The organism is Clostridium sp. BJN0001 (assembly GCF_022869825.1).
In the GTDB taxonomy this organism is placed as follows: domain Bacteria; phylum Bacillota; class Clostridia; order Clostridiales; family Clostridiaceae; genus Clostridium.
Genome location: NZ_CP094971.1, coordinates 355,995 through 382,928, shown reverse-complemented (window position 1 = coordinate 382,928; position 26,934 = coordinate 355,995). Strand labels below are relative to the sequence as shown.

General features: G+C 29.5%; 24 protein-coding genes and 1 tRNA gene. 10 read left to right on the top strand and 15 right to left on the bottom strand.

Features of this window, described 5'->3' with window-relative positions; all coding sequences use genetic code 11:
- Positions 1-223 precede the first annotated feature (223 nt).
- From MTX53_RS01915 to MTX53_RS01900, 4 genes are all read left to right on the top strand, one after another.
- Complete coding sequence (locus MTX53_RS01915; protein WP_244834503.1) at positions 224-379, top strand: YvrJ family protein; 156 nt, start codon at positions 224-226, stop codon at positions 377-379.
- Positions 380-478: 99 nt separating this feature from the next.
- Positions 479-712: a DUF1659 domain-containing protein gene (locus tag MTX53_RS01910; RefSeq protein WP_244834502.1), complete on the top strand. Its 234-nt coding sequence runs from the start codon at positions 479-481 to the stop codon at positions 710-712.
- A gap of 24 nt (positions 713-736) precedes the next feature.
- On the top strand, positions 737-955 hold the full coding sequence (locus MTX53_RS01905; RefSeq protein WP_244834501.1) for a DUF2922 domain-containing protein: 219 nt from the start codon (positions 737-739) through the stop codon (positions 953-955).
- A gap of 167 nt (positions 956-1,122) precedes the next feature.
- Positions 1,123-1,701, top strand: coding sequence for a sigma-70 family RNA polymerase sigma factor (locus tag MTX53_RS01900; RefSeq protein ID WP_244834500.1), 579 nt, complete (start codon positions 1,123-1,125; stop codon positions 1,699-1,701).
- 430 nt (positions 1,702-2,131) lie between these two features.
- Here the strand turns inward: MTX53_RS01900 and MTX53_RS01895 are convergent, their stop codons facing one another.
- The 4 genes from MTX53_RS01895 to MTX53_RS01880 form a co-directional block, all read right to left on the bottom strand.
- Complete coding sequence (locus MTX53_RS01895; RefSeq protein ID WP_244834499.1) at positions 2,132-3,445, bottom strand: IS4 family transposase; 1,314 nt, start codon at positions 3,443-3,445, stop codon at positions 2,132-2,134.
- A 304-nt stretch (positions 3,446-3,749) separates the two neighbouring features.
- The gene (locus MTX53_RS01890; RefSeq protein WP_244834498.1) at positions 3,750-4,898 is read right to left on the bottom strand and encodes a hypothetical protein; all 1,149 of its coding nucleotides are present in this window, start codon (positions 4,896-4,898) and stop codon (positions 3,750-3,752) included.
- A gap of 366 nt (positions 4,899-5,264) precedes the next feature.
- Positions 5,265-6,752, bottom strand: coding sequence for a sodium/proline symporter PutP (gene putP, locus MTX53_RS01885; RefSeq protein ID WP_244834497.1), 1,488 nt, complete (start codon positions 6,750-6,752; stop codon positions 5,265-5,267).
- 443 nt (positions 6,753-7,195) lie between these two features.
- Positions 7,196-7,540, bottom strand: a complete 345-nt coding sequence (locus tag MTX53_RS01880; protein ID WP_244834496.1) for a four helix bundle protein — start codon at positions 7,538-7,540, stop codon at positions 7,196-7,198.
- 732 nt (positions 7,541-8,272) lie between these two features.
- Between MTX53_RS01880 and MTX53_RS01875 the strand changes: the two genes are divergently transcribed.
- Entirely contained in the window at positions 8,273-9,550 is a 1,278-nt protein-coding gene (locus MTX53_RS01875; RefSeq protein WP_244834495.1) for an IS110 family transposase, read from the top strand.
- A 304-nt stretch (positions 9,551-9,854) separates the two neighbouring features.
- Positions 9,855-11,123 (top strand): IS4 family transposase, encoded by a 1,269-nt coding sequence (locus MTX53_RS01870; protein WP_244833863.1) that lies wholly within the window; start codon positions 9,855-9,857, stop codon positions 11,121-11,123.
- A 182-nt stretch (positions 11,124-11,305) separates the two neighbouring features.
- On the opposite strand, the gene MTX53_RS01865 is transcribed toward MTX53_RS01870, so the two are convergent.
- Positions 11,306-12,148, bottom strand: a complete 843-nt coding sequence (locus tag MTX53_RS01865; protein WP_244834494.1) for an endonuclease/exonuclease/phosphatase family protein — start codon at positions 12,146-12,148, stop codon at positions 11,306-11,308.
- 21 nt (positions 12,149-12,169) lie between these two features.
- Positions 12,170-13,810 carry a PTS transporter subunit IIBC gene (locus MTX53_RS01860; protein WP_348521796.1) on the bottom strand — a complete coding sequence of 547 codons (1,641 nt, stop codon included), beginning with the start codon at positions 13,808-13,810 and terminating at the stop codon, positions 12,170-12,172.
- A gap of 416 nt (positions 13,811-14,226) precedes the next feature.
- Between MTX53_RS01860 and MTX53_RS01855 the strand changes: the two genes are divergently transcribed.
- Positions 14,227-16,851, top strand: a complete 2,625-nt coding sequence (locus tag MTX53_RS01855) for a cation-translocating P-type ATPase (protein WP_244834493.1) — start codon at positions 14,227-14,229, stop codon at positions 16,849-16,851.
- A gap of 594 nt (positions 16,852-17,445) precedes the next feature.
- Here MTX53_RS01855 and MTX53_RS01850 read toward each other — a convergent pair.
- Positions 17,446-17,655 carry a DUF350 domain-containing protein gene (locus tag MTX53_RS01850; protein WP_244834492.1) on the bottom strand — a complete coding sequence of 70 codons (210 nt, stop codon included), beginning with the start codon at positions 17,653-17,655 and terminating at the stop codon, positions 17,446-17,448.
- Positions 17,656-17,796: 141 nt separating this feature from the next.
- Between MTX53_RS01850 and hydE the strand changes: the two genes are divergently transcribed.
- Complete coding sequence (hydE, locus tag MTX53_RS01845; protein WP_244834491.1) at positions 17,797-18,825, top strand: [FeFe] hydrogenase H-cluster radical SAM maturase HydE; 1,029 nt, start codon at positions 17,797-17,799, stop codon at positions 18,823-18,825.
- A 308-nt stretch (positions 18,826-19,133) separates the two neighbouring features.
- On the opposite strand, the gene MTX53_RS01840 is transcribed toward hydE, so the two are convergent.
- A complete protein-coding gene (locus MTX53_RS01840; RefSeq protein WP_244834490.1) occupies positions 19,134-20,180 on the bottom strand; it encodes a hypothetical protein in 1,047 nt (348 codons plus the stop codon).
- A 185-nt stretch (positions 20,181-20,365) separates the two neighbouring features.
- On the opposite strand from MTX53_RS01840, the gene ispF reads away from it, so the two are divergent.
- A complete protein-coding gene (gene ispF / locus MTX53_RS01835; protein ID WP_244834489.1) occupies positions 20,366-20,842 on the top strand; it encodes a 2-C-methyl-D-erythritol 2,4-cyclodiphosphate synthase in 477 nt (158 codons plus the stop codon).
- 421 nt (positions 20,843-21,263) lie between these two features.
- Here the strand turns inward: ispF and MTX53_RS01830 are convergent, their stop codons facing one another.
- A complete protein-coding gene (locus MTX53_RS01830; RefSeq protein ID WP_348521795.1) occupies positions 21,264-21,947 on the bottom strand; it encodes a hypothetical protein in 684 nt (227 codons plus the stop codon).
- A 232-nt stretch (positions 21,948-22,179) separates the two neighbouring features.
- Between MTX53_RS01830 and MTX53_RS01825 the strand changes: the two genes are divergently transcribed.
- Complete coding sequence (locus MTX53_RS01825) at positions 22,180-22,581, top strand: HNH endonuclease signature motif containing protein (RefSeq protein WP_244834488.1); 402 nt, start codon at positions 22,180-22,182, stop codon at positions 22,579-22,581.
- A gap of 3 nt (positions 22,582-22,584) precedes the next feature.
- On the opposite strand, the gene MTX53_RS01820 is transcribed toward MTX53_RS01825, so the two are convergent.
- The 6 genes from MTX53_RS01820 to MTX53_RS01795 all read right to left on the bottom strand — a co-directional run bounded on the left by MTX53_RS01820 (position 22,585) and on the right by MTX53_RS01795 (position 26,926).
- Positions 22,585-22,908, bottom strand: coding sequence for a PadR family transcriptional regulator (locus MTX53_RS01820; protein WP_244834487.1), 324 nt, complete (start codon positions 22,906-22,908; stop codon positions 22,585-22,587).
- A gap of 14 nt (positions 22,909-22,922) precedes the next feature.
- Positions 22,923-23,603 (bottom strand): hypothetical protein, encoded by a 681-nt coding sequence (locus tag MTX53_RS01815; RefSeq protein ID WP_244834486.1) that lies wholly within the window; start codon positions 23,601-23,603, stop codon positions 22,923-22,925.
- A 470-nt stretch (positions 23,604-24,073) separates the two neighbouring features.
- Positions 24,074-24,703, bottom strand: a complete 630-nt coding sequence (locus MTX53_RS01810) for an SdpI family protein (protein ID WP_244834485.1) — start codon at positions 24,701-24,703, stop codon at positions 24,074-24,076.
- On the bottom strand, positions 24,693-24,968 hold the full coding sequence (locus MTX53_RS01805) for an autorepressor SdpR family transcription factor (protein ID WP_244834484.1): 276 nt from the start codon (positions 24,966-24,968) through the stop codon (positions 24,693-24,695). The genes MTX53_RS01810 and MTX53_RS01805 overlap by 11 nt, the downstream gene beginning before the upstream one ends.
- Before the next feature lie 327 nt (positions 24,969-25,295).
- Positions 25,296-25,370, bottom strand: a tRNA-Gly gene (locus MTX53_RS01800).
- A 218-nt stretch (positions 25,371-25,588) separates the two neighbouring features.
- On the bottom strand, positions 25,589-26,926 hold the full coding sequence (locus tag MTX53_RS01795; protein ID WP_244834483.1) for an amidohydrolase: 1,338 nt from the start codon (positions 26,924-26,926) through the stop codon (positions 25,589-25,591).
- Between the last annotated feature and the right edge of the window lie 8 nt (positions 26,927-26,934).

Sequence of the window (26,934 nt, the reverse complement as noted above, 5' to 3'; positions counted from 1 at the left end):
GTTATTGTATTAAATTACATTTATGTAATTTAATGTATGGTTATATGTTAACCTTTTCACGCATTCGTTATCAAGTTCTAAATAGAGCCTTTAAATTTAAATATCTCTAATTATCTTCTATTTTCTAACGTTTTCTCGTTTTTTCCTAACACATATATATTTTTTTGATTTTATTACTTAATTTTTTTATAAAATCCCATATATAAATAGCGGGGGTGACTTTATGGATATGAATGAGTTTGTTTCAATGATGGCGAATGTTGGTTTTCCTGCTGCAATAACGACATATCTCTTAATAAGGCTTGAAAAACAGCTCTCATCATTAAACACATCAATCGCAAATCTTACAACTTTGGTCAATGAACGTGTTACTAAATAGCTATTTTAGTAACTTTCAGAAAATTACTTGAATTTTTTGGAAATTGCCGTATATTAATAGTGTAACGCGCTACAAAAAAATTTTAGGGGGAAATTTTTTATGCCAGATTTATCATTAAAAGAAAGTATTTATGAAACTACTTTATCAATTGAGTTTGTAAAAGAGGTTGGTCAAACAGGTAAGATCTCTTATGCAAAGAAGACTTTTAAGAACATCAAAAATGATGCAGCATCAGAAGATATCTATGAAATTGCAGAAGCAATTAAAGATGTCTTAGCTAAGGAGACTAGATACTTCTTTATAAACAAGACAACAAATATTCAAAGAGCTTAATTTTTAAAAAGGGGGATATAAATTATGCACTATACTTTAACAATGACTTTTTTAACTACTCAGGGGCTTAAAACAACAATATCTGTTACAGATGTAAAGGAAGATGTTACTTCAGAGAAAGTAAAATCTTTAATGCAGCTTATTATAGACAAAAATGTTTTTAATTCATCTAAAGGATCACTTGTTTCAATTTCATCAGCCGCAGTTACTCAGAAAGAAACAACTGAACTTAACGTAAAATAATTAATTTTTAATACTCTTTTTTCATTATCCTTATTCATTTAAATCTTTTTTTCATATTTTAACTCCATTTAAAATAAAGGGCTGCTTTCTTTTAAAGCAGGCAGCCCACTTTACATATCATGGTAAAAAATTATCATGAAAATAATATATATTGGGGGATTAATATTATGAATTATAATGAAATTGAATCAATTGTAAAAAGAATAAAAAATGGTGATAATGATGCAAAAATAGATCTTATGATGCAGTTTGAAAAGAATATAATATGTATAATAAGTAAAATGCATATCCACGGCTATGATTTTGATGATCTTAAAAACGAATGTTACAGCGCACTCTTTCATGCCGTAAAACTTTACGATCCAAAGAAACACAGATTTGTATCTTACGCAACAAATGCGATAAGAAATCAAGTATATAATATAGGAAGATTTAATGTAAGTAAAAAATTTAGAAATGATGATACAGGTATTCTCTTTACTCCATCAATCGAAACAATGCTCACTTCTGAAATAGATTTAGAAAATGATTTTATAAAAAGACTTTCTATTAAGAAGATTCATAAAATAATCTTCTCTCTTACAAAGGAAGAAAGAGAAATGGTCTATATCCTCTTTTTTGAGAATAATACATTAAAACAATATGCCTCTCATAAAAATATTCCTTATTCTGCGGCTTTTTACAAAAAAAATCAATTATTTAAAAAAATTAGGAGACTTTTCTCACTATCTTGTGATATAATATAAATAGATTGAAAGTTGAATGTATATTTTTGAATTTTCCAAGAACTCTCTACACATAAAATAACTTATAAAAGTTTTATTGTTGCTTTTATATTTTCAATTTTCAATTTCTGACCCAAAAAAGCCTGCGCTTTGTGCGCGGGCTTTTTTTCAATGGACAAATTGTTAAAGGACAGTACAAAGGACAAATTGTTAAAGGACAATTGACAAATGTGGTGGAAATCCTTTCAAATGACAAACTTTCAAAGGACAAATGACAAATGAGGTAGAAATTCCTCAATGTCATTAAGTTAGTATTCTCATAAATAAAAATAGCATTGAAAATTATATTTTATGATTTTTAATGCTATTTTTGATTGTGCTAGTCTTATTTTTCTGCACGCAAAAAAGACGGAATTATTGCCGTCAAAAAAAAATTTACTTTTGATATATTTTATGATATTCTATACATAAAATTCACCCAGGATTTAGTAGTTATATTACGAGGATATTTTCTGCCATTCCTAACGGGTGAAATATAACGTTGGATTAGTATTTCAACGTTAGGTGGTCTCTCATTAGCAGGACATTTAAAAAATTTCTTACAGACAGTTATTGCTTTTGAAAAATTGATTGTATATGAATATTTTCTATTTTTATCTTTTATTTTAACATTAGTAGAGATAATTGAATAAAAGTTATACATCGTGAGTTTTGCATAGATTTCTTGGGTTATGAGCTCCACTTTTTTTGAGTTTAGAGAGTTAAGACCGGTCAAGTACTTTAACTCTCTAAATGAATTTTCTATTTTCCATCTTAATTGGTATAATTCTTTTATTTCTGTTGAGTCAAACTCTCTTTCATCTAAATTAGTTACAATTGTCTCGTAACTACTATCTGAAATTTTAAATCTAACAAAGCGTATATCCATTGAGTAGGTTTCATACGATCCTTCTTTGATGAAATCAAAGGGATTTACTTTACATAGCTTTTTATATTCATGTCGCTTATCTAATGGAATTCTACCCATTCTTTTTGTTATGTTTACTCTTTTTGTTGCATCAAATTCATCTGCTTCTGGGAATTTAAATGTACTGCTAATGCCAGTACTAGTTATGTCTTTTACTCTAATTAAATATTTAAAACCCTTCTCCTGAATATTTGCAAATACGTTATAAGATTCGTATCCACGGTCGGCAATTATAATTGCTTTTTCATTGCTGTCAAATCTCTTGACCATATCTATTAATGCCCGAGATTCATTACATTTTCTTACCGCTTGAATACAAGTATCCACAAAAATTTTATTACATAAATCATACATACAATTAATGTGTAACTTATTATGCCCTTTATATCCAGGGACTGTTTTTACATGAGTATCTTTATCGTTAGGATTGTGGTGTATGTTTAGTTTGCTTCCATCAACGGCAAGCAATCTATAGCCTTTTATATTTTTTAAAGCATTATAAGATGAAGTGAATTTATGAAATAAATAGGGCATTGCTATTTCATTTAACTTCTTCCTTTGTTGAATTAAAGCCGATTGCGAAGGCATTTTTTCACTATAATTAAAATATTCAGCCATAGTTATGAATGAATTTTTTCCCTCAAGGCAAAGTAATAATTTTAAAACATTAAAAAAACTTAATTTTCGATTACGGATAAAATCTTTTGATGAATTTTTTACAAAACACTTTTTGTTTTCCTCCATTTGTTTTATTGTCGAAAGCAATTCTGATTTCATTTTATTAGAAAAATTGTTCATTTTATATTCCCCCTTAAAAATACTGGTATTTAAGGGGCTGCGCCGCATTTTTCTATTACTTTGTCAATAGTTTTTGTAAAAAAAACGGGATATTATAATAAATATCTCGTTTTAATGTTAATTTATATACTTTTTTCTTAACTTAATGACATTGAGAAATTCCTACGGAATTTCATTTTATGGTATTTTGCGTTTTAGCGCAAAATACTAAAGCTTTCGCATGAAGCGAAAGCTTATATATTTTAGTTTCTGCGGTCTAGCAGAAACATCCTGATTTGTCATTTGTCATTTAGTATATCATTTTTTAAAATTCCTGTATCATTCTGCATCTACTTAAAATAAGTTTTTTCATCGCATCTGCTCTATACTTCAAAACTTCATAAAAATCAATTTTATTAATATTATTGGCTAAGATATTAGCCCATTTCTTATATTTTTGTGGGTTCTTCTTAATTATTTCTTTAGCTTGAATTTTATTTTCAATATCAAATGTACCAATCATGCTTTTATTATAATCGTAATTAATCAAATCCTGCTCCAGTTCAAAATTTAGAAGAGAATATCCATTATCAAAAATTGGAGCAAGGCTTTTTAATTTTCCTTTATCATTATCAATTAAAAATCCAAAATTACTAAAATGCCTATCTTTGTTCTCAATAATGAAATCAAATACCATAATATCATTAAGCTCCTCTATGAAATTTTGAGGTAGTACACTACATACATCACCATATCTCCATTTTTTTCTACTTCCTAGCTGTTTGCTTAGGTATTCTGTCATAGTAAGGTATCCTGTTTCTTCACTTGTGAAAAGTTTACTTCTTACACAATCTACATCATTCCATTTTTCAATCTCATATTTTACATATGGTAAGTTTAAAATATCTGCTATCTGCCATGCAACAATTTCTGAATACATTTCATTACCAGCATTAGCATATCCATAAGTATTAGCTTTATATAAATACATATCTGTGCCTACCATTCTCCATGCTTTTCTAAGCATTCCCTGTGTTGTTAACTCTGGTGTTTTAATTTTTCCTCCTAATGATGATGTATTTCCAAAAAATGATATAAGTCCCAACTGTTCTTTAAAACCTCTATATAGGCTCACATCTTTCCACTCTAATTTTTCGCCATAAATATTAAGTTCATTTTTTTCTTTTATCCAATAAGTATCATTCAAACTTGCAGCATGATTTACAATTAATAAATTAAATCTTTCCCTGCTGTCTAAATTAAGGCTTAAAAGAACTTTTTCAATATGTTCTCTATTTGTTGGTATTGCTCTATTATTAATCCACGTATCAAGCTCACCAGTATTATTTCTTAAAAGATATGGTGAATTTGCCTTTGTATTTTCACTAACTACTTTAAATTGTCCTTCTAATGTATCTGCTTTTATAAACTCTAAAACTAAAGTATCTTTGTTCATTAACTGATAAACTTGCATAATATCACCTTTTCTTTCATATAAAATACCTTTTTTTAAAATTAAATATTCCTATTTTAATTATAGCCTACTTATATAAAATGACAAATTGTTAAATGACAAAGGACAGTACAAATGACAAACTTTCAAAGGACAAATGACAAATGAGGTGGAAATTCCGTGGGAATTTCATTTTATGTATTTTGAGATTCTCTCAAAATATAAAAGCTTTCGCCTGAAGCGAAAGCTCATATATTTTAGTTTCTGCGCCTACGCAGAAACATCCACATTTGTCCTTTGTCCTTTGTCATTTGTCATTTAGTATGTCATTTTTCATTTGTTCTCTGTCATTTATTTGAGGTTTCTGCGATTTTGAGCAGAAACATCCTAATTTGTCATTTGTCCTTTGTCATTTGTCATTTGGTATGTCATTTTGCTTACAACATATACAACTATTAATGCTCCAAAAAATCCAGGCACTATTTCATAAAGTTTAAATATAGGAAGTGATGAATAATTTTTTATTATAGGCCATAGAGCCGAAATCATTCCTCCTGCAACCATACCTGCAATTGCACCTTCACGTGTCATCTTTTCCCAAAATAATGATAAAAGAATAACTGGTCCAAATGCACATCCAAAACCTGCCCATGCGTATGATACAAGTTTAAGAACAGAACTATCAGGATTAAGTGAAATACTAAATGCAACTAATGCAACCACTAAAATTGTTATACGGCTTAATTTTACAAGCTGTTTATCTGAAGCATCTTTCTTTATTAGCGATCTATATAAATCTTCCGATACTGTAGATGATATTATAAGAAGCTGTGAATCTGCTGTACTCATTATTGCTGCAAGTATTGCTGATAAAAGAACTCCTGTTAAAAGTATTGGAACACATTTATGTACAAGAAGTATGAATATTGTTTCTGAATCTGCACCATTAAGATTTGGGAAATAATAATGTCCAACAAGTCCTATTGCTGTAGATGCAGCAAGTGTAATAATAACCCATACTGCTGCTATTCTTCTTGATATCTTTATCTCTTCAGGGTTCTCTATTGCCATAAATTTTGTTATTATATGAGGCTGTCCAAAGTATCCTAGTCCCCATGCAAGTGATGAAATTATGCTTATAGCTGCAACTGCAATGCTCCCTGAACCATCTGCACATAATATTTTAAGATTTAACGGATCTAAAAGTGCAGGATCAATAGCTGATACAACATTTTGTATCCCTCCACACTTAAATACTACTATAATAGGTATTATAAGAAGAGTAAAAAACATTAAACTTCCTTGAACAATATCTGTATAGCATACTGCCATAAATCCACCTAAAAATGTATAACTAACAACAACTACTGCACATATTACTACTGAAAGTATATATGGAGTTCCAAATATTGTTGTAAATAATTTTCCTCCTGATACAAATCCTGATGCTGTATATGGTACAAAAAATAGAATAATAAAGAATGAAGAAATTAATTTTAATATTCCTTTTTTATCATCAAATCTGTTTTCAAGGTATGATGGAACTGTTATTGAATCTGAATACTTTTGAGTATATATTCTAAACTTCTTAGCTAAAATTTTCCAATTAAAATACGTTCCTAAAGCAAGTCCTATTGCTATCCACACAGAGCCAGAAAGACCTGATACAAACGCTGCTCCAGGAAGTCCAAGTAATAGCCATCCACTCATATCTGATGCCTGTGCACTTATAGAACTTCCTAAAAATCCAAGCTTTCTTCCTCCAAGTGTATAATCAGATATATTTTCCGTTTTCTTATAAAAATGTAGCCCTATCCAAAGCATCATAACAAGATACAATGCAAAGGTCGTTGCTATTATTATCCTTTCATCCATTTTTTATTTACACTCCTTATTTTAAATTAACAATCTTTTTAATTATACCATACTGAATACAAATGACAAATGACAGTACAAATGACAAACTTTCAAAGGACAAATGACAAATTAGGTGGAAACCAGTACCAAAGGACAAACTTTCAAAGGACAAATGACAAATTAGGTGGAAATTCCGTTGGAATTTCATTGTATGGTTTTTTGCGTTTCTCGCAAAAAACTAAAGCTTTCGCCTGAAGCGAAAGCTAAATAAATTCTATGTTTCTGCGATTTGAGCAGAAACTTCCATCTTTGTCATTTGTCATTTGTGCTTTGTCATTTGGTTTAAGTTCTACGTTTCTGCGATTTGAGCAGAAACATCCTGATTTGTCCTTTGTCCTTTGTCCTTTATTTTGGTCATTTGTCATTTGTCCTTTGTCATTTATTTTGGTCATTTATTTTTGTCATTTACTAAGTGTTTTTAATGAAGAACTTAGTATCCTGCAAAGTTCTCTACAATCATTAAGTAATAAAACGCATTCGTTTTTACTTAATATATTGCTATATTCAATAAGTTCTATCCAATATTCTGTTTCATCTGCTTCTTTTAATGCAATGCTTAGTTTATTTCTAAATTCAGCTTTGCTAATTGAGTTTATTGATTCTTTTATATTAGCGCCTATACTGGTACCAGATCGTAAAAGCTGATTTGATAATACATAATGACCATTTTCCTTTAGATAATATGATGATTTAATGATTTTTAAAGCAAAATCAAAAGATTTCGATACGGCAATGTTTTCTTTCATAAAATTTATTTTCTCCTATAATATAAAGTTAGGTATTAGTATTGCCATATTTAGAAAAAACAAACAGTACAAATGACAAACTTTCAAAGGACAAATGACAAAGTAGGTGGAAATTCCGTAGGAATTTCATTATATGGTTTTTTGCGTTTCTCGCAAAAAACTAAAGCTTTCGCCTGAAGCGAAAGCTCATATATTTTAGTTTCTGCGGCCTAGCAGAAACATCCTGATTTGTCATTTGTCATTTGTTCTTTGTCCTTTTATTTGGGGTTTCTGCGATTTTGAGCAGAAACATCCCCCTTTGTCCTCGTATAATAGGTTTGTAATAAGAAATTTTCTTATTATAAACCTATTTTTATTATATAGAATAAAGAAAGTGTCTTTTTTCCTATGGGAGTTCTCCCGATATTTTGTTACTCATTCTTATCTGCTTTCTAAATCTATATTTCAAAAAAATATTTATAAAGAATTATCCTAATGTTAAAATATCCGTAATGGAAATTAACAAAGGTTACAGCCGCATTTGTCCTGCAAAACATTATGTTATTGCCTTTAAAGCTTGCTGCCTAATCAGAATATCAAATTCTGCTTACACAAATGTTGCATCTCCTACCGTAGCCGCCAGCAAGGTATTTCGGTTTGGATGAATGCTGATTACGCGAGGGTTCAGTTAATATTCTGAATTAGGATAATTCCTTTTTAACTTCCTTATTATATTTGAAAGGTGGTGATTTTATGAAGAATATAAATTACTTATCAACGCTATTTGTAGGAATTGATATAAGTTCACGAGAAAATGTTGTTTCTGCTTTAAATTTCAATCAAGATTTTTTAATTAAAATGAAAGCGGTCGCGAATACGCAGACCGGTGCAAAGCAGCTTGAAACTATGCTTGTTGATGTATTAAAAAATAATATTTATAAATCTGTAATAATTGGATTAGAATCTACTTCGTTTTACGGAGTTCACATCGCTAATTTTTTATCAACAAGTGAAATATTAATGCCATATAAACCATATGTTTATTGTTTAAATCCAAAGGAGATTGCTAACTACAAAAAATCATTTAATGACCTCAATAAAAATGATGGTATAGATTCATTTGTAATTGCTGATTTTGCAAGGGTTGGGAGAATACATATCGAACCATGGCATGGCTCTCAATATCTTGCTTTGCAAAGACTTACAAGACATAGGCTTCATATAGCAAATTCCTTAACAAGAGAAAAAACCTATATGCTTTCAAATGTATTTCTCAAATTTAGTGAATTTGCTTTATTAGATGATGAAAAGCATCCTTTTTCAGACAAATTTGGAGCAACTGCATCATCAATATTAACAGAATTTTTGTCTACTGAAGATATCGCAAATACTCCCATGGAGGAGCTTGTGAATTTCGTAAATAAAAAAAGCCGAAAACAAATTTCTAATCCTGAACTTACTGTTGAAATTCTGCAGCAAGCGGCGCGAAACTCGTATCGGCTTGATAAATGTTTATATGAACCCCTTACAACTTCTATTGCCTGTTCTTTTAACTGTATTCAGGCATTTCAAAATCAACTAAAAACTATTAACAGAGCTATCGAAAAAACTGTAAAGGGTTTAAATGCTAACGAATATCAAATCTTGATGTCAATCCCTGGATTTGGTCCTGTATACTCTAGTGGTATAATCGCCGAACTAGGTAGCATAAAAAACTTTCCTAACAATGATACCGTTGCAAAATATGCCGGTATCGTATGGAAGGAAAATCAATCCGGTAGTTTTAAAGCTGAAAAAACACCTATGAGCAAAGCTGGTAACAGATATTTGCGTTATTATCTTATAGAAGCTACTACAAGTGTCATAAGACACATTCCGGAATATGAAAAATTCTATAAAAAGAAATACGCTGAAGTTACTACTCATCAACATAAACGAGCACTTGCGTTAACATCTCGTAAATTAATTCGTTTGATTTTTGGATTGCTGGCTAAAAATCAACTCTATTCTGCAGATAGTGTAGATAGATAACTTAATACATAATTTGGCGAACATACATTCCCGCCAGACTGTATGTCTATTAGTGTTGACTTTTTTTATAAAAATTATTCAAAATTATTTTCATTTTTCTCTTGACCTATTACCAAATTGCTTTGTCATTTAATATGTCCTTTGTCATTTGTGCTTTGTCCTTTAAAAAAATCCCCAAGCAACCGTCCGCTCAATGTCGTCAACTTAAGAGAAAATGATAATTTAATAAAAAAAACACTTGACAATAGTGGAAAATTTTGCAGCCTCGCTATAGAGAAATAAATTTATAGCGAGGTTTTACATTATGAAAAATACTAGATTATTATCTTTAATTTTAAAAGAAACAAACGATTTAATTACTTCAAGTGAGTACAAAGAAGCATACAGCTTAGGTAACTCATTCTCAAGGAATAGAAAACTATCCTTTTCAAATACGGTTCATTTTATTTGCTCCGCATTGCGAAAATCCATCTCTTCTGAAATTGATAATTTTATTGAAGATCATAAATGTTTAAAATTTCCGTCAATAACAAAACAAGCATTTTCTAAGGCAAGACAAAATATATCACCAGAAGCCTTTAATGAATTATGCAGACTTTTTGTTGATAAATTTTATAGTATAAATAAAAATTTAAACACTTGGAATGGTTTTAATATTCTAGCTGTAGATGGAACTAGTCTACAAGTGCCAGATACAAAAGAATGTGGTGAATATTTTGGATTAAGCAGTAATCAAAATAAGACAAGAACTGCTATTGCGACGGCGTCAGCCTTATATGATGTATTAAATGACATTATTGTAGATTCTAGAATTACTAAATATAAGACAAGTGAAAGACATATTGCAAAACAACATATAGAGTCAATAGGAGATAAATTCTGTCCTCGAAAAAGCATTGTTATTTTTGATAGAGGCTATCCTTCATATGATATGTTTGATTATTTAAATTCCAAGGAATTACTATTTTTAATGCGAGTATCAACATCTTTTAAACTTGCACAATCAATAGATTCCCCTGACTTTATTTTAAAATATAAAGTTAAAGGTGAAATAAAAAAAATAAGAGTAGTAAAAGTTAAGCTGTCAGATGAGGTGACAGAAACTTTAGTGACTAACATCTATGATGATACTATTACGCCTTTAAAATTCAAAGAACTCTATTTCTTAAGATGGGGCGTTGAATCTAAATATAAAGAATTAAAATGCAGTCTTAAAATCGAAGAATTTTCAGGTACTAAGCCAATTGCCATAAAGCAAGATTTTTACGTTTCTATTTATTTATCGATGATTGCAGCTCTTATAAAAAAAGATGCCGATGCTGCGATATCAAATGATAATAAGGATAAAGATTTAAATTCAATATATCAATCAAATAGGAATTTTATTTTGGGACAGGTATTCAAACGAATTATAGCTTTATTAGTTAAATCTAGATTAAGAAATAAGCTGTTAGAATTAATACTTGAAAAAGCTATAAAAATACGCTCACAAATACGTTGCAACCGATCTTGTGAGCGCAAAAACAAACATCCAAGAAAAAAGCACCATCATAATATTAAATCCTGTTTTTAATATTAAATATAAATAAATACATATTTAAAATTCACTTTATCCAGTGGATTTATTTAGTGTACCATTTTTTAAGATAAATTAAAATAGACATCAAAAATGATTTCTTTCAATTTATTTTTGCATAGCTTAATCTACTAAGTTGACGACATTGACCGTCCGCTTGAGGATTTTTTGAACTTTATTTACTCTTCTATCATTAAACCAAAATGATCAGAAACTTTTTTATACTTTTTGTCATTGAATATGACGCTGGATTCTTTTACGCTGTCTTCACTATTTTTAAATATGTAATCTATTCTCATTCTGCTCTTCTTGTCAGAATTTCTCCATCCGTCAATTTCTTCTTCTACAGTATAGCCTTCATCGTGATTTTCAGCTAATACATATGTATCTTTAAAATAATTTTCACTTTTTATGAGATCATAGCCTTCATTTTTGTTGTCTGCAGGAATATTAAAATCTCCCATTATATAAATAGGTTCATTCTCTATCTTTTTAGCATTTTCATAGAATGTTTCCCACTGATTTTTAAATGGTTCATCTTTATCATTCCACCATCCAAAATGAAGTGAAAAGAAGTTTTTAATTTCTCCGTTTACTCTGCTCTTTACTTTTAAAATTCTTCTTGTTCTATAATTTGAGTATTCTCTTATATTTGAGATAAAAATTCCATCTGCTTCTAATATTGGAGTTTTACTCAAAATAGCTATCCCTTCATCATATTTATCGTATCCTATATGTGATGGAACCCATGACCAGTAGTATTTTCTTCCCTGCTTTAATAATTCTTCAGCAAGTCTTAATACATAATTATCTTCTTTAATTACTACAGTATCATCAGCTGATATAAAATATTTAAGTCTTTCGTCATCCTTTAATATAGGGTTTGCGCTTATTGACTGATTAACCTCTTGAAGCGAAATTATATCAAAATCTTCCTTTATAATAGCTTCTGCAGATTCTATTAATGTTTCTTTATCATTTCCTTCAACTAAACTATGAGTATTAAGAGTCATAATTTTCATTATTTTCACCTTTACCTTTTATTATAATGCATCATTAATATCTGACTTTAATATATCTGCCTTAGGTCCATATACAGCTTGAATTCCTTTATCCTTTTTGATAAGTCCTAATGCTCCTAATGATTTCCATTCATCCTTATCTCCAACTATTTCAGGATTCTTTACTGTAACTCTTAATCTTGTCATACAAGCATCTACATCAACTATATTATCTCTTCCACCAAGACATTTTATTATGTTTTCTACTAATTCACTGCCGCTTGCTTTTGTGTTTTTAGAAGCATCTTCAGAATCTATATTATCATCTATATAGTTTCCAAGTCTTCCTGGTGTTGCAAGATTGAATTTTCCAATAAGAAAACATGAAATAAAATATCCAAGCACAAAGAATACTACACATGAAATTAATAAATTAATTACATCTGGTAAAAGTCCTGCTTGAAGTGTCATTGGAAGTCTTGTTAAAAATTCTATACTACCAAATGAGTGAACTCTTAAATGAATTATTCCTGAAAGTGCAAATGCACATCCTTGAAGAACTGCATAAACTCCATATAAAAGTGGAGCAGCAAACATGAACATAAATTCAAGAGGTTCTGTAACTCCTGTTAAGATTACTGCAAGTCCTGCTGAGAAGAATACTGATTTGTATTTCTTTCTCTTATCTTTATCTACTTTTTTGTACATTGCAACTGCTACACCAATTAAAAGTCCAGCAGAACCAATCATCTGTCCAACCTTAAAACGAGCTGGAGTAACTGTAGTTAAAAGATTATTATATGATGCCATATCTCCTGCACCCTTGAAATTTGCAAGATCAGTTACCCATGCAAGCCATAATGGATCCTGTCCAAATACCTGTTGTCCTGCATTTACACCTGACATTATTGTATATGTACCACCAAATGAAGTATAGTTTATTGGAATTGTAAGCATATGGTGAAGTCCAAATGGAAGAAGAAGACGTTCAAGTGTTCCAAATACAAATGGTGCAAGTATTGGTGATGTACTTGACGAATTTGCAATCCATATACCAAAATTATTAATACCTGTCTGAACTACTGGCCATATTATTGAAAGAATAACTCCAACAACTACAGACCATACTATTACAACAAGTGGAACGAAACGTTTTCCATTAAAAAATGATAACGCATCTGGTAATTTTCTGAAATTATAGTATTTATTGTATATAACTGCGCCAACGAAACCTGAAATAATACCAACAAATACTCCCATGTTAAGTGCTGGAGCACCTAAGATAGATGTAAAGTATCCATTTACCGCTATTTCTCTACCAAATAATGTATGAGTTACAGCTCCTGCTGTGTTTAGCATCTGTGTTGTAACACCAAACATAGAACCTGTAATTACATTTATTAAAACAAACGCTATTACTGCTGCAAAAGCACCACCGGCTCTTTCTTTTGCCCACGATCCTCCTATTGCAACTGCAAATAAAATATGAAGATTATTAATAACAGCCCAACCTATATTCTCCATTACACTTCCTACAGTAAGGATTAAAGCTATGTTTGCACCTAGCATTTCTACTACTTTTCCAAGACTTATCATAAGTCCAGCAGCTGGCATTACAGCTACTACTACAAGCAAAACTTTTCCTAATTTCTGTAGAAAATCAAACGAAAATATTTTTTTCATTTCATTTCCTCCTACGTAAAAACATATTAACGGATTCATAAAATAAAAGGTTTTCTATTCTATGCAACCGTTTGTATTAATAATATTCTTTTTATAATTTTTTTGCAAGACTTTATTTTATTTTTTTATATTTTACAAAATAGTAATTGACTTTTTTACTTTAATATAATATATTTATATCAATTAGTAGTGTTTATATTAAAGGGGAGTAATCTTAAATATAATATCAACAGTCGCGGCTTTATGTCTGGTATTATATACCCGTGTGGTGATGAGACTTTTAATATAGCTTTCTTATTTTTTTTAGAAAGTTATATTAAAAGTCTCATTTTTTGTATAGCTTAAAATTTAATGCAGACACTATTTATAACAAATACAATTTTTATAATAAATACATTTTAGAGAGGATGATTATTTTGAAATCTTATTACAGTACATCCCCTGATGAAATTTTAAAAGAATTTAATGTAAATTCTTCTAAAGGTCTCAGTTCTACTGAGGCAAAAGAAACTCTAGACAAAGTTGGGGAAAATGTTTTAAACGAAGGGAATAAAAAATCAATATTATCAATATTTTTAGATCAGTTTAGAGATCTTCTTGTTATTATCTTAATAATAGCTGCCTTAATTTCTGCTGTAACTGGAAATATTGAAAGCACAATCGTAATAATTGCCGTAATAACTATGAATTCTATTTTAGGAACAGTCCAATATGTAAAAGCTGAACAGTCTTTAGACAGTCTTAAAGCTCTCTCTTCTCCTTCTGCAAAAGTTATAAGAGATGGAGAAAAGATTGAAATTGATTCTAAATACGTAGTTCCAGGAGATATACTTCTTCTTGAAGCAGGAGACATGGTTCCAGCAGATGGAAGAATTTTAGAGAACTTCTCACTTAAAGTAAACGAGTCTTCTCTTACTGGTGAATCTGAAAGTGTCGATAAGACTTCAGAAACATTACATAAAGAAGGTGTAGCTTTAGGAGATCAGGTAAATATGGTTTTCTCAAGTTCTCTCGTTACTTATGGACGTGCCACTATCTTAATAACTAAAACTGGTATGAATAGCGAACTTGGAAAAATAGCATCACTTATGGAAGATACAAAGGAAAAGGAAACCCCTCTTCAAGTATCTCTTGATAATTTTTCAAAGAAGCTTGCAATAGCAATAATGGCAATATGTATCGTAGTATTTCTTCTTACTATCTATAGAGGAACTCCTATAATTGAAGCACTTATGTTTGCTGTTGCACTTGCTGTTGCTGCAATTCCTGAAGCTTTAAGTTCAATTGTTACTATCGTTCTTGCAATAGGAACACAATCAATGGCAAAACAACATGCAGTAATTAAAAAATTAAAAGCTGTTGAAGGACTTGGCTGCGTTTCTGTAATATGTTCAGATAAAACAGGAACACTTACTCAAAACAAGATGACAGTAAAAAAATATTATGTGAATGACACGCTTATTAATACCGATAAGATTGATATAAATGATGAAAATCAAAAGCTTCTTATGGAAGCATCAATTTTATGTAATGATTCAACCTGTCAAAGTGGAAATGAAATAGGAGATCCTACAGAAACAGCTCTTGTAAATGTAGGACACATTTTTAATGTTGATGAAATTAGTTTGCGTGACAAATTTAAGAGAATATCTGAAATTCCATTTGATTCAGATAGAAAATTAATGAGTACATTAAACGCATGTGATTCAACTAATTTAATGTTTACTAAAGGTGCTGTTGATGTTTTATCACTTAGACTTAAATCAATCTTAACTAAAGATGGAATACGTGACATTACATCAGATGATAAAGAAAAAATCGCTGATATGAATCAAAATCTTTCATCTAAAGGCTTAAGAGTTCTAGCTTTTGGATATAAAATTTTAAATGATTCTGAAGAAATTTCTTTAGATGATGAAAAAGATTTTATATTTATAGGTCTTATAGCAATGATAGATCCTCCAAGAGAAGAATCAAAACTTGCAGTTGCAGACTGTATAAAAGCTTCAATAAAACCAGTAATGATAACAGGAGACCACAAAGTTACAGCTTCTGCAATAGCAAAAGAAATTGGAATATTTAAAGATGGTGATATGGCAGTTGATGGTCCTTCAATTGATAAGATGTCTGATGAATACTTATCAGAAAATCTTGAAAAAATTTCAGTTTATGCGCGTGTATCTCCAGAACATAAAATAAGAATAGTAAAAGCATGGCAGAAGAAAAATAATATAGTTGCTATGACAGGTGATGGAGTAAATGATGCTCCTGCATTAAAACAAGCTGATATAGGAATTGCAATGGGTATTACAGGAACTGATGTTTCAAAAGATGCTGCATCAATGATTCTTACAGATGATAACTTTGCAACTATCGTAAAGGCAGTAATAAACGGAAGAAACATATATTCTAACATTAAAAACTCAATAAAATTCCTTTTATCTGGAAACATTTCAGGAATTTTATCAGTATTATATGCATCACTGCTCGCTCTTCCAATACCATTTGCAGCAGTTCATCTTCTTTTCATAAACCTTTTAACAGACAGCCTTCCAGCAATAGCTATAGGAATGGAAAAATCAAACAGAAATGTTTTAAATGATAAGCCTAGATCTTCTAAAGAATCTATTCTTACAAAAGATTTCTTAATAGATATATCAGTACAAGGTATAATAATTGCAATATTTACAATGCTTTCATATCATATAGGACTTAATATATCACATGGAACTGCTATGACAATGGCATTTAGTACACTATGTATAGCAAGGCTTTTCCACGGATTTAACTGTAGAGGAAAAGAGCCTATTACAAAATTAGGACTTTTAACAAATAAATATAGCATAATGGCATTTTTCGCAGGACTTATTCTTGTAGATTCTGTACTTTTAATTCCAGCTCTTCAGAATCTTTTTGAAATAACTCCACTTATTTCTCAAAATTTCTGGATGATTCATTTAAATGCCTTTATACCAACTGTTATAATACAAATTGTTAAGATTATAAGAGAAAAAACATGTAAAAATGAACAATGCAAATGACAAACTTTCAAAGGACAAATGACAAAGTAGGTGGAAATTCCGTGGGAATTTCATTATATGGTTTTCTGCGATTTTGAGCAGAAACATCCCTTTTGTCATTTGTCATTTGTGCTTTGTCAATTGATTTGTCATTTGGACTAATGTTTTTGCAAAATACTAAGAGCTTTCGCTTAAACGCGAAAGCTCTTAATTTTTCTACTTTATCTTTACATTTTGTATCTATTTTTTGTCTTAATACTTTATTATAATTAAATGTTGTTATTTATATATTGTTTGTAAACTTCATAAAACTTTATTAAATTATTACCAACATTTATTTAAAATAAAAAACAAGAGATACTAAACTAAATAACGTACTAAATGACAAACTTTCAAAGGACAAATGACAAATGAGGTGGAAATTCCGCAGGAATTTCATTATATGGTTTTTTGCGTTTCTCGCAAAAAACTAAAGCTTTCGCCTAAAGCGAAAGCTCAATATAAAGTTTCTGCGATTTTGAGCAGAAACATCCCTCTTTGTCATTTGTCATTTGTGCTTTGTCATTTAATTCGTCCTTTGTCCTTTGTTCTTTGTCAATTGATTTGTTCTTTTCCCTACGCTACAACTGCTGCTATTACAATTCCTAAAGCAATCAAAAAACCTGCAATTACTATAGCAACCGCAACATTTTTATTCTTAAGTTCTTCACTAAAATCTATTTTTTTAAGTATTATATCAAAAAAGCCATATCCCAAAATAAGAAAAACAATTCCTATTATTCCGAATACAATGCTGTGTACAGCATCATTCATAAAAGCATCCATATTAACCCTCCATTTCATTTAATTAGTTATATTTTACTATATTTCACGTCCATTTTAAAATATATTTCTTAATTGTTTTATAATCTTATTTTATGATAGTATACTTATTATATCAATTTAATTAAATATAAGGAGCGTATAATGAACAAATTAATTTTAAAAGCACAGAAGAGCCATTTACTTTCAAAGAGTGAAATTATATCTATTTTGAAAGATGATAGTATAAATGAAGAATTATTTAAAGCTGCTGATAATATGCGAGAAAAATATTTAAATAATTTTGTCCATTTAAGAGGACTAATTGAATTTACAAATATCTGCAAAAGAAATTGTATGTATTGTGGACTTAGGCGTGAAAATAAGAAAATTAAAAGATATAGACTTAGTGAAGATCAAATTTTTGATTTTGCATCAAAAGCTGTAAGTTATGGATATAGAACAATCGTGCTTCAAGGTGGTGAGGATGATTATTTTACAAAAGAAAAAATGGTAAGCATAATAAAAAAAATAAAATCGTTAAATGTTGCACTCACATTAAGCCTTGGCGAAAAAACTTTTGAAGAATATAAAGCTTTTAAAGAAGCCGGTGCAGATAGGTACTTAATACGCATAGAAACTACTGACAAAAATCTTTATGAAAAAATGGATCCCGGCATGAGTTTTGAAAATAGGAAAAAATGTATAGAAAACTTAAAGATATTAGGATATGAAGTGGGTACAGGTACTCTTGTAGGACTTCCAGGTCAAACAATTGAATCTATTGCTGATGATATATTATATTTTAAGGAAATTAATGCCGATATGATAGGAATAGGACCTTTTATACCTAATATGGACACCCCTCTTAAAGATGCTAAAGGTGGGACTTTAACTCTGTCTCTAAAAATGATAGCTATTATAAGGCTTCTGCTTCCTGATATAAATATTCCTGCAACTACTGCTATGGAATCACTCCAGAAAAATGGACGTGAAAAAGCACTTTTAAGTGGTGCAAATGTTGTAATGCCAAATGTAACAGAAGGACATTTTAGAAAACTTTATGCACTATATCCAGGAAAAATATGCACAGGTGATACACCCTCACAATGTCGTCATTGCATAAGCGGCAAGATCCTTACGCTTAATAGGGTTGTCTCAGATAATTTTGGATTTAGAGGAGATAAAAAATAATAGTTTTCCCCAGCTTATCCACAGAAATTAGATTTTTTTAATTTTAATAACATAATTTGTGCATAAACTGTTAATAACTTTTATTTGCCTGTGGTTTATGCACAAAATACAATATAATGTGTTCATAAATTTTATTTTTAATATATATTGTGGATATATTGTGCTTTTTATTTTCTACATATTATCTTATATTTCAAATTATACAAACAATTTATTTTATATAAACATGTAAATAAATGGATATAAACATAATAATAACATCTTATCCACAATAGGTTGTGGATAGTGTTGATAACTTATATCATTTGCTAATTTTCCTCATCTTCACTAACAATATCTGGAAGTCTCTGTCTATTTCCACCATTATTTATAATAATTGATATCTTATTTTCCTTTACGAATTTATTAGTCTTTTCAAGTTGTCCATATTCAAGAGGAGTTCCTGATACAGTTATAAGAGTCCTCTTTGAAAGATCTATCATATCGCTTTCATATGCAATATCAAATATCTCAGATAATACAGTATCAGTATTTTTCTTCTGATACTTCACCTTTGATATAAGTTCTTTTCCTTTTTGACTTGCTGAATATAAATATATAACTTTTCCATATCTGTTTACATGAAGCTTTATTGAAGATGTAGTTTCTATTACTATTATGCTTTGTACCTTTTTATAATCTGCTATCTTATAAGCACCTGCAAACAATATTACGCACAAAAAGATACTTATCACTATTTTGTAATGTTTAAAACTTTTCTTTTTTCTTCCCTCTGCTTGAGTTCCAATTTTAAAAGAATTTTTTTCATTTTTGATTTTTATAAATTCACCATATGATGTAATCATAAAGGTGCTAAAATAATTTCTTTTTAATACAAGTCCCCTTGTTTTTAAATTCTTATTTTTTTCTTTTTTTATAATCTCTACTTCATTAGAAGATTGTGTATCATTTTCATTAACTACAACTCTTACATAATCTTGAATTACCTTATATAAAGGATTATTTATAAGAATAAAATATGCAGTAATATAATCCTTACATTCACTTATAACCATTGGCTTTAAATTTGTCATTCTTGCAATCTTAAAAATAGGAATTTCTTTCTTTTTATATATTTCTTTTACAAGATCTTCATCTGATATTATAAAATATGCAACATTTATAGCTAAATTTCTCTTATAAACATTTATGTCTTCATTTACAAGATCTTTTACAAATATATTAAAAAAATATAACTCTTTTATATATAAAATTACCTGTTTTTTACGAATATCATCTGCCTTTTTCCCAACTAATATAACAGATGGCAGTGATGAAAAACTGTATTTATTTTTTATAAATTTATTTTCCGACATAAAAACACCCCAATACAAAAGCTTTGTACCATTATATCATAATAAATAACAATATATTTATTAATAGGTGTATATTTCTATTACTATTGGGAATAATATTAGATGTGTCGACATTTTTTAAATTGATTTTAATTGATTTTTAACATGTTCATGATACAATTTAATTAATGAGAGGAGGGCTTTTTATGAGAGTCGGATTAGGATATGATGTTCATAAATTAGTAGAAGGAAGAGATTTAGTAATTGGCGGTGTAAATATTCCGTATGAAAAAGGTCTTTTAGGTCATTCTGATGCTGATGTTTTAATTCATGCAATAATAGATTCAATCTTTGGAGCATGTGGACTTTGTGATATCGGAAGCCATTTCCCAGATACAGATGATAAGTACAAAGGGATTTCAAGTATTAAACTTTTAAAGGAAAGTAAAGATATTATTTTTAACCATGGTTATATAATAAATAATATTGATGCAACAATAGTAGCACAAGCACCTAAAATGAGACCTTATATTGAAACTATGCGTAAAAATATCGCAGACGCACTTGACATTGATACTAATAAAATTAATATAAAAGCAACTACAGAGGAAGGTCTAGGTTTCACAGGAGTTGGACAAGGCATGTCAACTCAAAGTATCTGTTCTGTGTATAGATCGTTTTAATTAACAAAGGACAAATTTTGAGGTTTCTGCTTGGCGCAGAAACTGAAAATACTAGAGCTTTCGCATTTAAGCAAAAGCTCTAATATTTTGTAAAAATTAATAGAATTGATAATGTGCTAATGTATAATTGATAATTATGGTTGTTTCTGCTCAAATCGCAGAAACGTAGAACTTAAACCAAAGGACAAAGCACAAAGGACAAATGACAAATCAAGATGTTTCTGCTCAAAGTCGCAGAAACTTTGAATTTATTTAGCTTTCGCTTCAAGCGAAAGCTTTATTATTTTGCGAGAATCGCAAAATACATAAAATGAAATTCCTACGGAATTTCCACCTACTTTGTCCTTTGTCCTTTAGCAATTTGTCATTTGTAACTGTCCTTTGTCCTTTAAACATTTGTCCTTTAGTACGTCATTTTACATTACATTACTTCTGTAAGATTTTTAACTAATATTTCTCTAAATTTATCGCCTTTAAGTCTATCTTTAGCTGCATTAGTACATACGTCGTTCCATTCATCTATGCTCATTCCAATTTTTCTTTCAAGTTCACTTTCAGTGTTTGTCATAAGACTTGATGATACTACGTATTCTCCAAGTTCTTTTGCAGTGCTAAAATACTTTATATATAAAAATTCGCTATTGTTTCCCATCCATTTTTTATTAAATAGTGCAGCAAATTTTTTAAGCTGAATGTTTATTTTTGATGATGACATCTCCCAAAATGATGAAAGAATTTGAAAATCATCATCCATATTTCTTGCTGTCTCTTTATCTATTTTTCTTTTCTTTAGAGCTTTTTTTATTAATTTGTCTAAAGTTTCTGAAGGTATCTTAAAATCTTCTGAATCTCTTGAAAAAGACCATTTATAAAAGGCTTCTCGTAAAAAGGAGTATTGCAAGTAGCCTATGAGGCTTCTCATGTTTGGAAAATAGCACCATATGCTTTTTATACCTTTGTTTTTTGTAAAGATAAGTGTATGAAGATATAAACTTTTTTCAGTTGGTACATTGTCCATAAAAATATGTGCAACATTATTCTCGTTTTTTCTTATAGTTTCTTCCCAGTATGAATATGAATTATAATTTTCTCTCAATTTACTCACCTTCCTTAGTCTAATCGTATATATTTTATTATATAGTAAATCACCCTATTTATTCAATCTGTAAATAGCCTTAAATTTACCATTTAAAGCAGATAGTTTTTCAAAATCTGATGAATATTACTAACTAACTTTAATTATCTCATTTTTTAAAATTTATATTCATCAAATTGAAATTTATGTTATATTATTTTATAATATTAACATAACTATAACACAGAGGAGGCTTTTAAATTTGTATTTTTGTGAAATATGTAATGCTCCAGCAGATATTCATCACATTGTCCATAGAAGTGAGGGCGGATTTGACATAAAATTGAATTATAAATATTTATGCAAGTATCATCACAGAGGAAAATATGGTCCCCACCACTCTAAAGAAATCGATTTAAGATATAAATTAGATCTTCAAAATCATCTATTTGATATCTTAAAAAGTGAGTATTACAGCTTTAAAGAACTCTCTGCAATTCTTGACATTCCAAAAAATACTTTAAAGCGTATAACTAAAAATTTAAAACTTCATAAGGAAGGTTACAGAAAAGCTGATGTTATAAAAGTAATCATGGGTGGAGAATTATATTCCGAAGAAATGATTATAAATCTAAAGCTAGACAAGCTTATTCAAAAATTATAATTTCTACTTTTTTAAAATTTTATTTACTTTTTTAGATATATAATTCCAGTTTTCTGTGAATTCTTTTAAATATTCTTTCCCCTCATCTGTCAGGCTATAATATTTGCGTGATGGTCCAAGAGGGGATTTTTTTATTTTAAAAGACAGAAACTTCTGCTTTTGAAGTCTTGTATACATTGGATAAAGTGTCCCCTCTGTAACATCACTAAACCCATTTTCATTTAAAATCTTTAAAATATCATATCCGTATATCTCGTTTTTGCTTTCAATTACTTTAAGCACACACCCTTCTAAACATCCTTTAAGAAGCTGCGATTTATTTTTCATTTTAACACTCTCTCCTAATCATTTTTATTCTCAAATATATGCTGAATTATACAAATTACAATAAGAACTCCCATAAAAATTAGATAATTAAGCTTAAATACTACATAATTTAAAAATAATTGACTAAGTACAAAAATTCCTGTAAGGCTTATAAAGAAAACATATAAACCTACTGTATAGATTTTATTTTTCTTCTTATCAGATGAATTAAAAACTTTGTAAAAATGATATGCATTCTTTAAGAAAAAGTTTAATACAAAAAATGCAATAAGAATATCTAAAATATTTGAAACTGTTACTGGCACAGTAAAAAGTGTTTCTTTATTTATCCATGCTTTTATCAAATATCCAACAAGCATTTCAAAAATTCCTGTAAATATCAAAAGAAGTAACGGAATATAATTAATCTTAAAATATATTTTTTCAAAAATTGAATAATCCTTTCTACTCTGCTCTATAAATTCATTTGCAAATACATCAATATTTTCTGTATTTAAAAGTTCTTCAACCTTTTTATTCTCTTTTTGAGACTGAATAAATATATCAAGGACATGGCTTGAAAATTCCTCTGCATCTTTATTATTTATAGGTGCAAATCTTAATTTCAAAAGAAGATAGCTGAATTTATCATTATTTTCCTCACTAAGAATTGAGCTGTATTTATTTATTTCTTTTACATAGTCGTTTGTACGCATTATTATCTCTCCTTTTATTTTTACTACTTTGCAATACAATGTAGCTGTTAACTATATTGTATTGCAAAGTAGATAAAATGTCAACACATTATCAAAGGACAAACTTTCAAAGGACAAATGACAAATGAGGTGGAAATCCTATGCAAAGGACAAACTGTTAAATGACAAATGACAAAGAATGTGGAAATTCCTGCGGAATTTCATTTTATGTTTTTTGCGTTTTTTCGCAAAAAAATGAGCTTTCGCCTGAAGCGAAAGCTTAATATATTTTAGTTTCTGCGCCTACGCAGAAACATCCTGATTTGTCATTTGTCATTTGTACTTTGTCATTTAATTTGGGGTTTCTGCGATTTTGAGCAGAAACAACCCCATTTGTCAATTGTCAATTTTTACTTAATTTTAGTTTCTGCACCCAAGCAAAAACCTCCACAATTATCAATTATCCATTTTCTCATTATCAATTAATGTAATTATTTCTCTTCATTTCTATAAATCATATAAGAATAAATAAAAGGAACAATAACAAGAATTGCAAGAGTTCCAATCATAACAAAACTTGAAATGCTTAATAATGAATTAAAAAGAATTATGATTCCACCAATTACCCAGATGAATCCAGAAAAACGGTGTGTTTTATTCCAATTATCTTCGCTATTAAGTGTCCATGGAAGTTTAATACCGATTGTGTAATTCCTCTTACACTTTGGAAGATAATTACCAATAATTGTGATTATCACACCTACAAGTGATTGTGAAACAAAAACGATTGGTATGTTTTTTCCAATTGACATAATAAGAGTAATTGGTACAAAAACAACTGAAATTATAGGAATTATCCATCTTAAAAAACCTTTCAAAGCTTTCCCTGCATTCTTGCCTTTAGGATCTTTATCAGCCATAAACCAAGAATATATGTTTAAAACAGCCAAAAATACAGGCATTCCAAATGCTGCAATAGCTTTTGGCATATAGCCGTCTGCTATACCTTCATTATTAAAATGAACAGCGACCATATCTGGAAGCCTGTTATAAAATATAACTGACAAAATAATTGGTGAAAGACATATTATAGTTGATAATATCATTGATTTATTTTTCATTTATTTTTCCTCCAAACTGTGAAAACCACGCCATTAATTCCTCAAAAACTGAAGTGTTTAACTCATAGAATACAAAGTTTTTGTACTTGCTTTCTATAATTAAGCCAGCTTTTTTAAGCTGTGATAAATGATATGAAATTGTTGCGCCTGTCATATCAAAAGACTTTCCTATATCCCCCGCAGACATCTTGCCATCTCGAAGCATGACTAATATTTTACGTCTTACAGGATCAGAAAGCGCTTTAAATGTTTCAGGAAATCCCAAAACGAACACCTCCTTCAAAGTATTTAGAAATATTTCTAAATAGATTTTATCATCTAGCATTTAAAAAAGCAATATCTATTTAGATTTTTTTCAAAATAGATAACTATACAAATGACAAACTGTTAAATGACAAATGACAAAGAATGTGGAAATTCCTGAGGAATTTCATTTTATGTTTTTTGCGTTTTAACGCAAAAAACAAAGCTTTCGCCTAAAGCGAAAGCTCAATATATTTTAGTTTCTGCGATTTGAGCAGAAACATCCCCATTTGTCATTTGTCCTTTTTCCTTTGTCCTTTGTCATTTAGTATGTTATTTGAAATTGTTTTGGAGCGGCAGACGGGATTCGAACCCGCAACGTCCACCTTGGGAAGGTGGCACTCTACCATTGAGTCACTGCCGCATATACTTAATAATTCCATTTTATGATATACCTTTTTTATTATTTTGTAAAGAACTTTCAAAGAACAGTACAAATGCCAAACTTTCAAAGGACAAACGCATTAAACTTTGTAATTTTATACGTTTATCCTAACTTTTTTAATTACTCTTTTATAATTTTTACATTATCATAAAATTCTTAAACATATATAACAATGTTAATAAAATTTTTATTATAAACTATAAGCTAGAATAATCTTCTTCTATTACATTTTCAAATTTATCCATATAATCTCTATACTGCTGAGTAGTAAATGTAGGCTTAAAATCATTCTTTATCCTTACTGCTTCTTCTGCTTTATTTCTTAACAGCCTGTATGCTGTTAATGCCATTATTTTTGCTGTAGTAATATAAGCTGTAGTCTCATCTACTATCTCAAATTCTCCTGAGTGAAGTCCACCAATAGCCCCTCCTGTTTCAAACATTAATACTGGCATTAAATAAGTTAAATCTCCAACATCTGTTGAACCTGAGCTGTGAAAATTCTTATCATTTCTCTTTATTTTATCAATATTTAAAACATTTTTTGCTATATCATAAATTATTTTAGGTTCATTATCTAATGGTATTATGGGAAGATATCCTGGGGAAGTTATTATCTCAATTTTTCCTCCAACTGCCATAGCTCCAGATTTAAATGCTCTGTTTACTTTTCTGTCTGCATCTTCTATTGCATCCATATTATTTGCACGTACAAGACTTTCTATTATAACTTCATCAGGTACTACATTAACAATTCCACCACCCTTAGTTATTATAGAATGAACTCTTACGTTATCTTCGTCTCTAAAAGTTTCTCTCTGATATGAAGCTGCACCTAAACCTATAGATGCTGCATTCACTGCATTTACTCCAAGATGAGGAGCTGCTGCTGCATGAGATGCTTTTCCTTTATATCTTGTCACCTTTGATACAAATCCATTATTTGTATTATTGCTTGTTATTATATCATATTTTCCAGGGCATATATGATGTGTAACAGATATATCTATATCATCAAAAGCACCTATTCTTATAAGTTCACACTTTCCTCCTCCATATTTTATAATATTCTTCTCCTTAAGGGATAGTTTATATTCTACTTCTCCATATTCCTCCGAAGGTACAGCAAAAAAAGTTACATTTCCATTAAGTGCATCTTTTATTTCATTATCTGCAAGTGCAAAGGATGCACCTATTATTCCAGCAAGCTGAGCATTATGCCCACACGCATGACATGCTCCTGTTACTTTATCAGCATTTTTATTTTCAGGAGATACTACAGCATCAAGTTCTCCTATAAGAGCTACATTAATATCCTCAGTTTTTTTATTCTTTAAATAAGCCTTAACCCCTGTGACTGCCAGATTTTCTTCTACATATTCACTATTTTTCTTAAGAATTTCAGCTACCTTCTCTGCTGTCCTTTTTTCTTTATAGCCAAGTTCTGGATGCGATAATATATCTCTTGCAAATTCTATTATTTTATCACTATTGTCATCTATTAATTTTATTATTTTTTGTTCAATTTTATCCATTTTTGCGC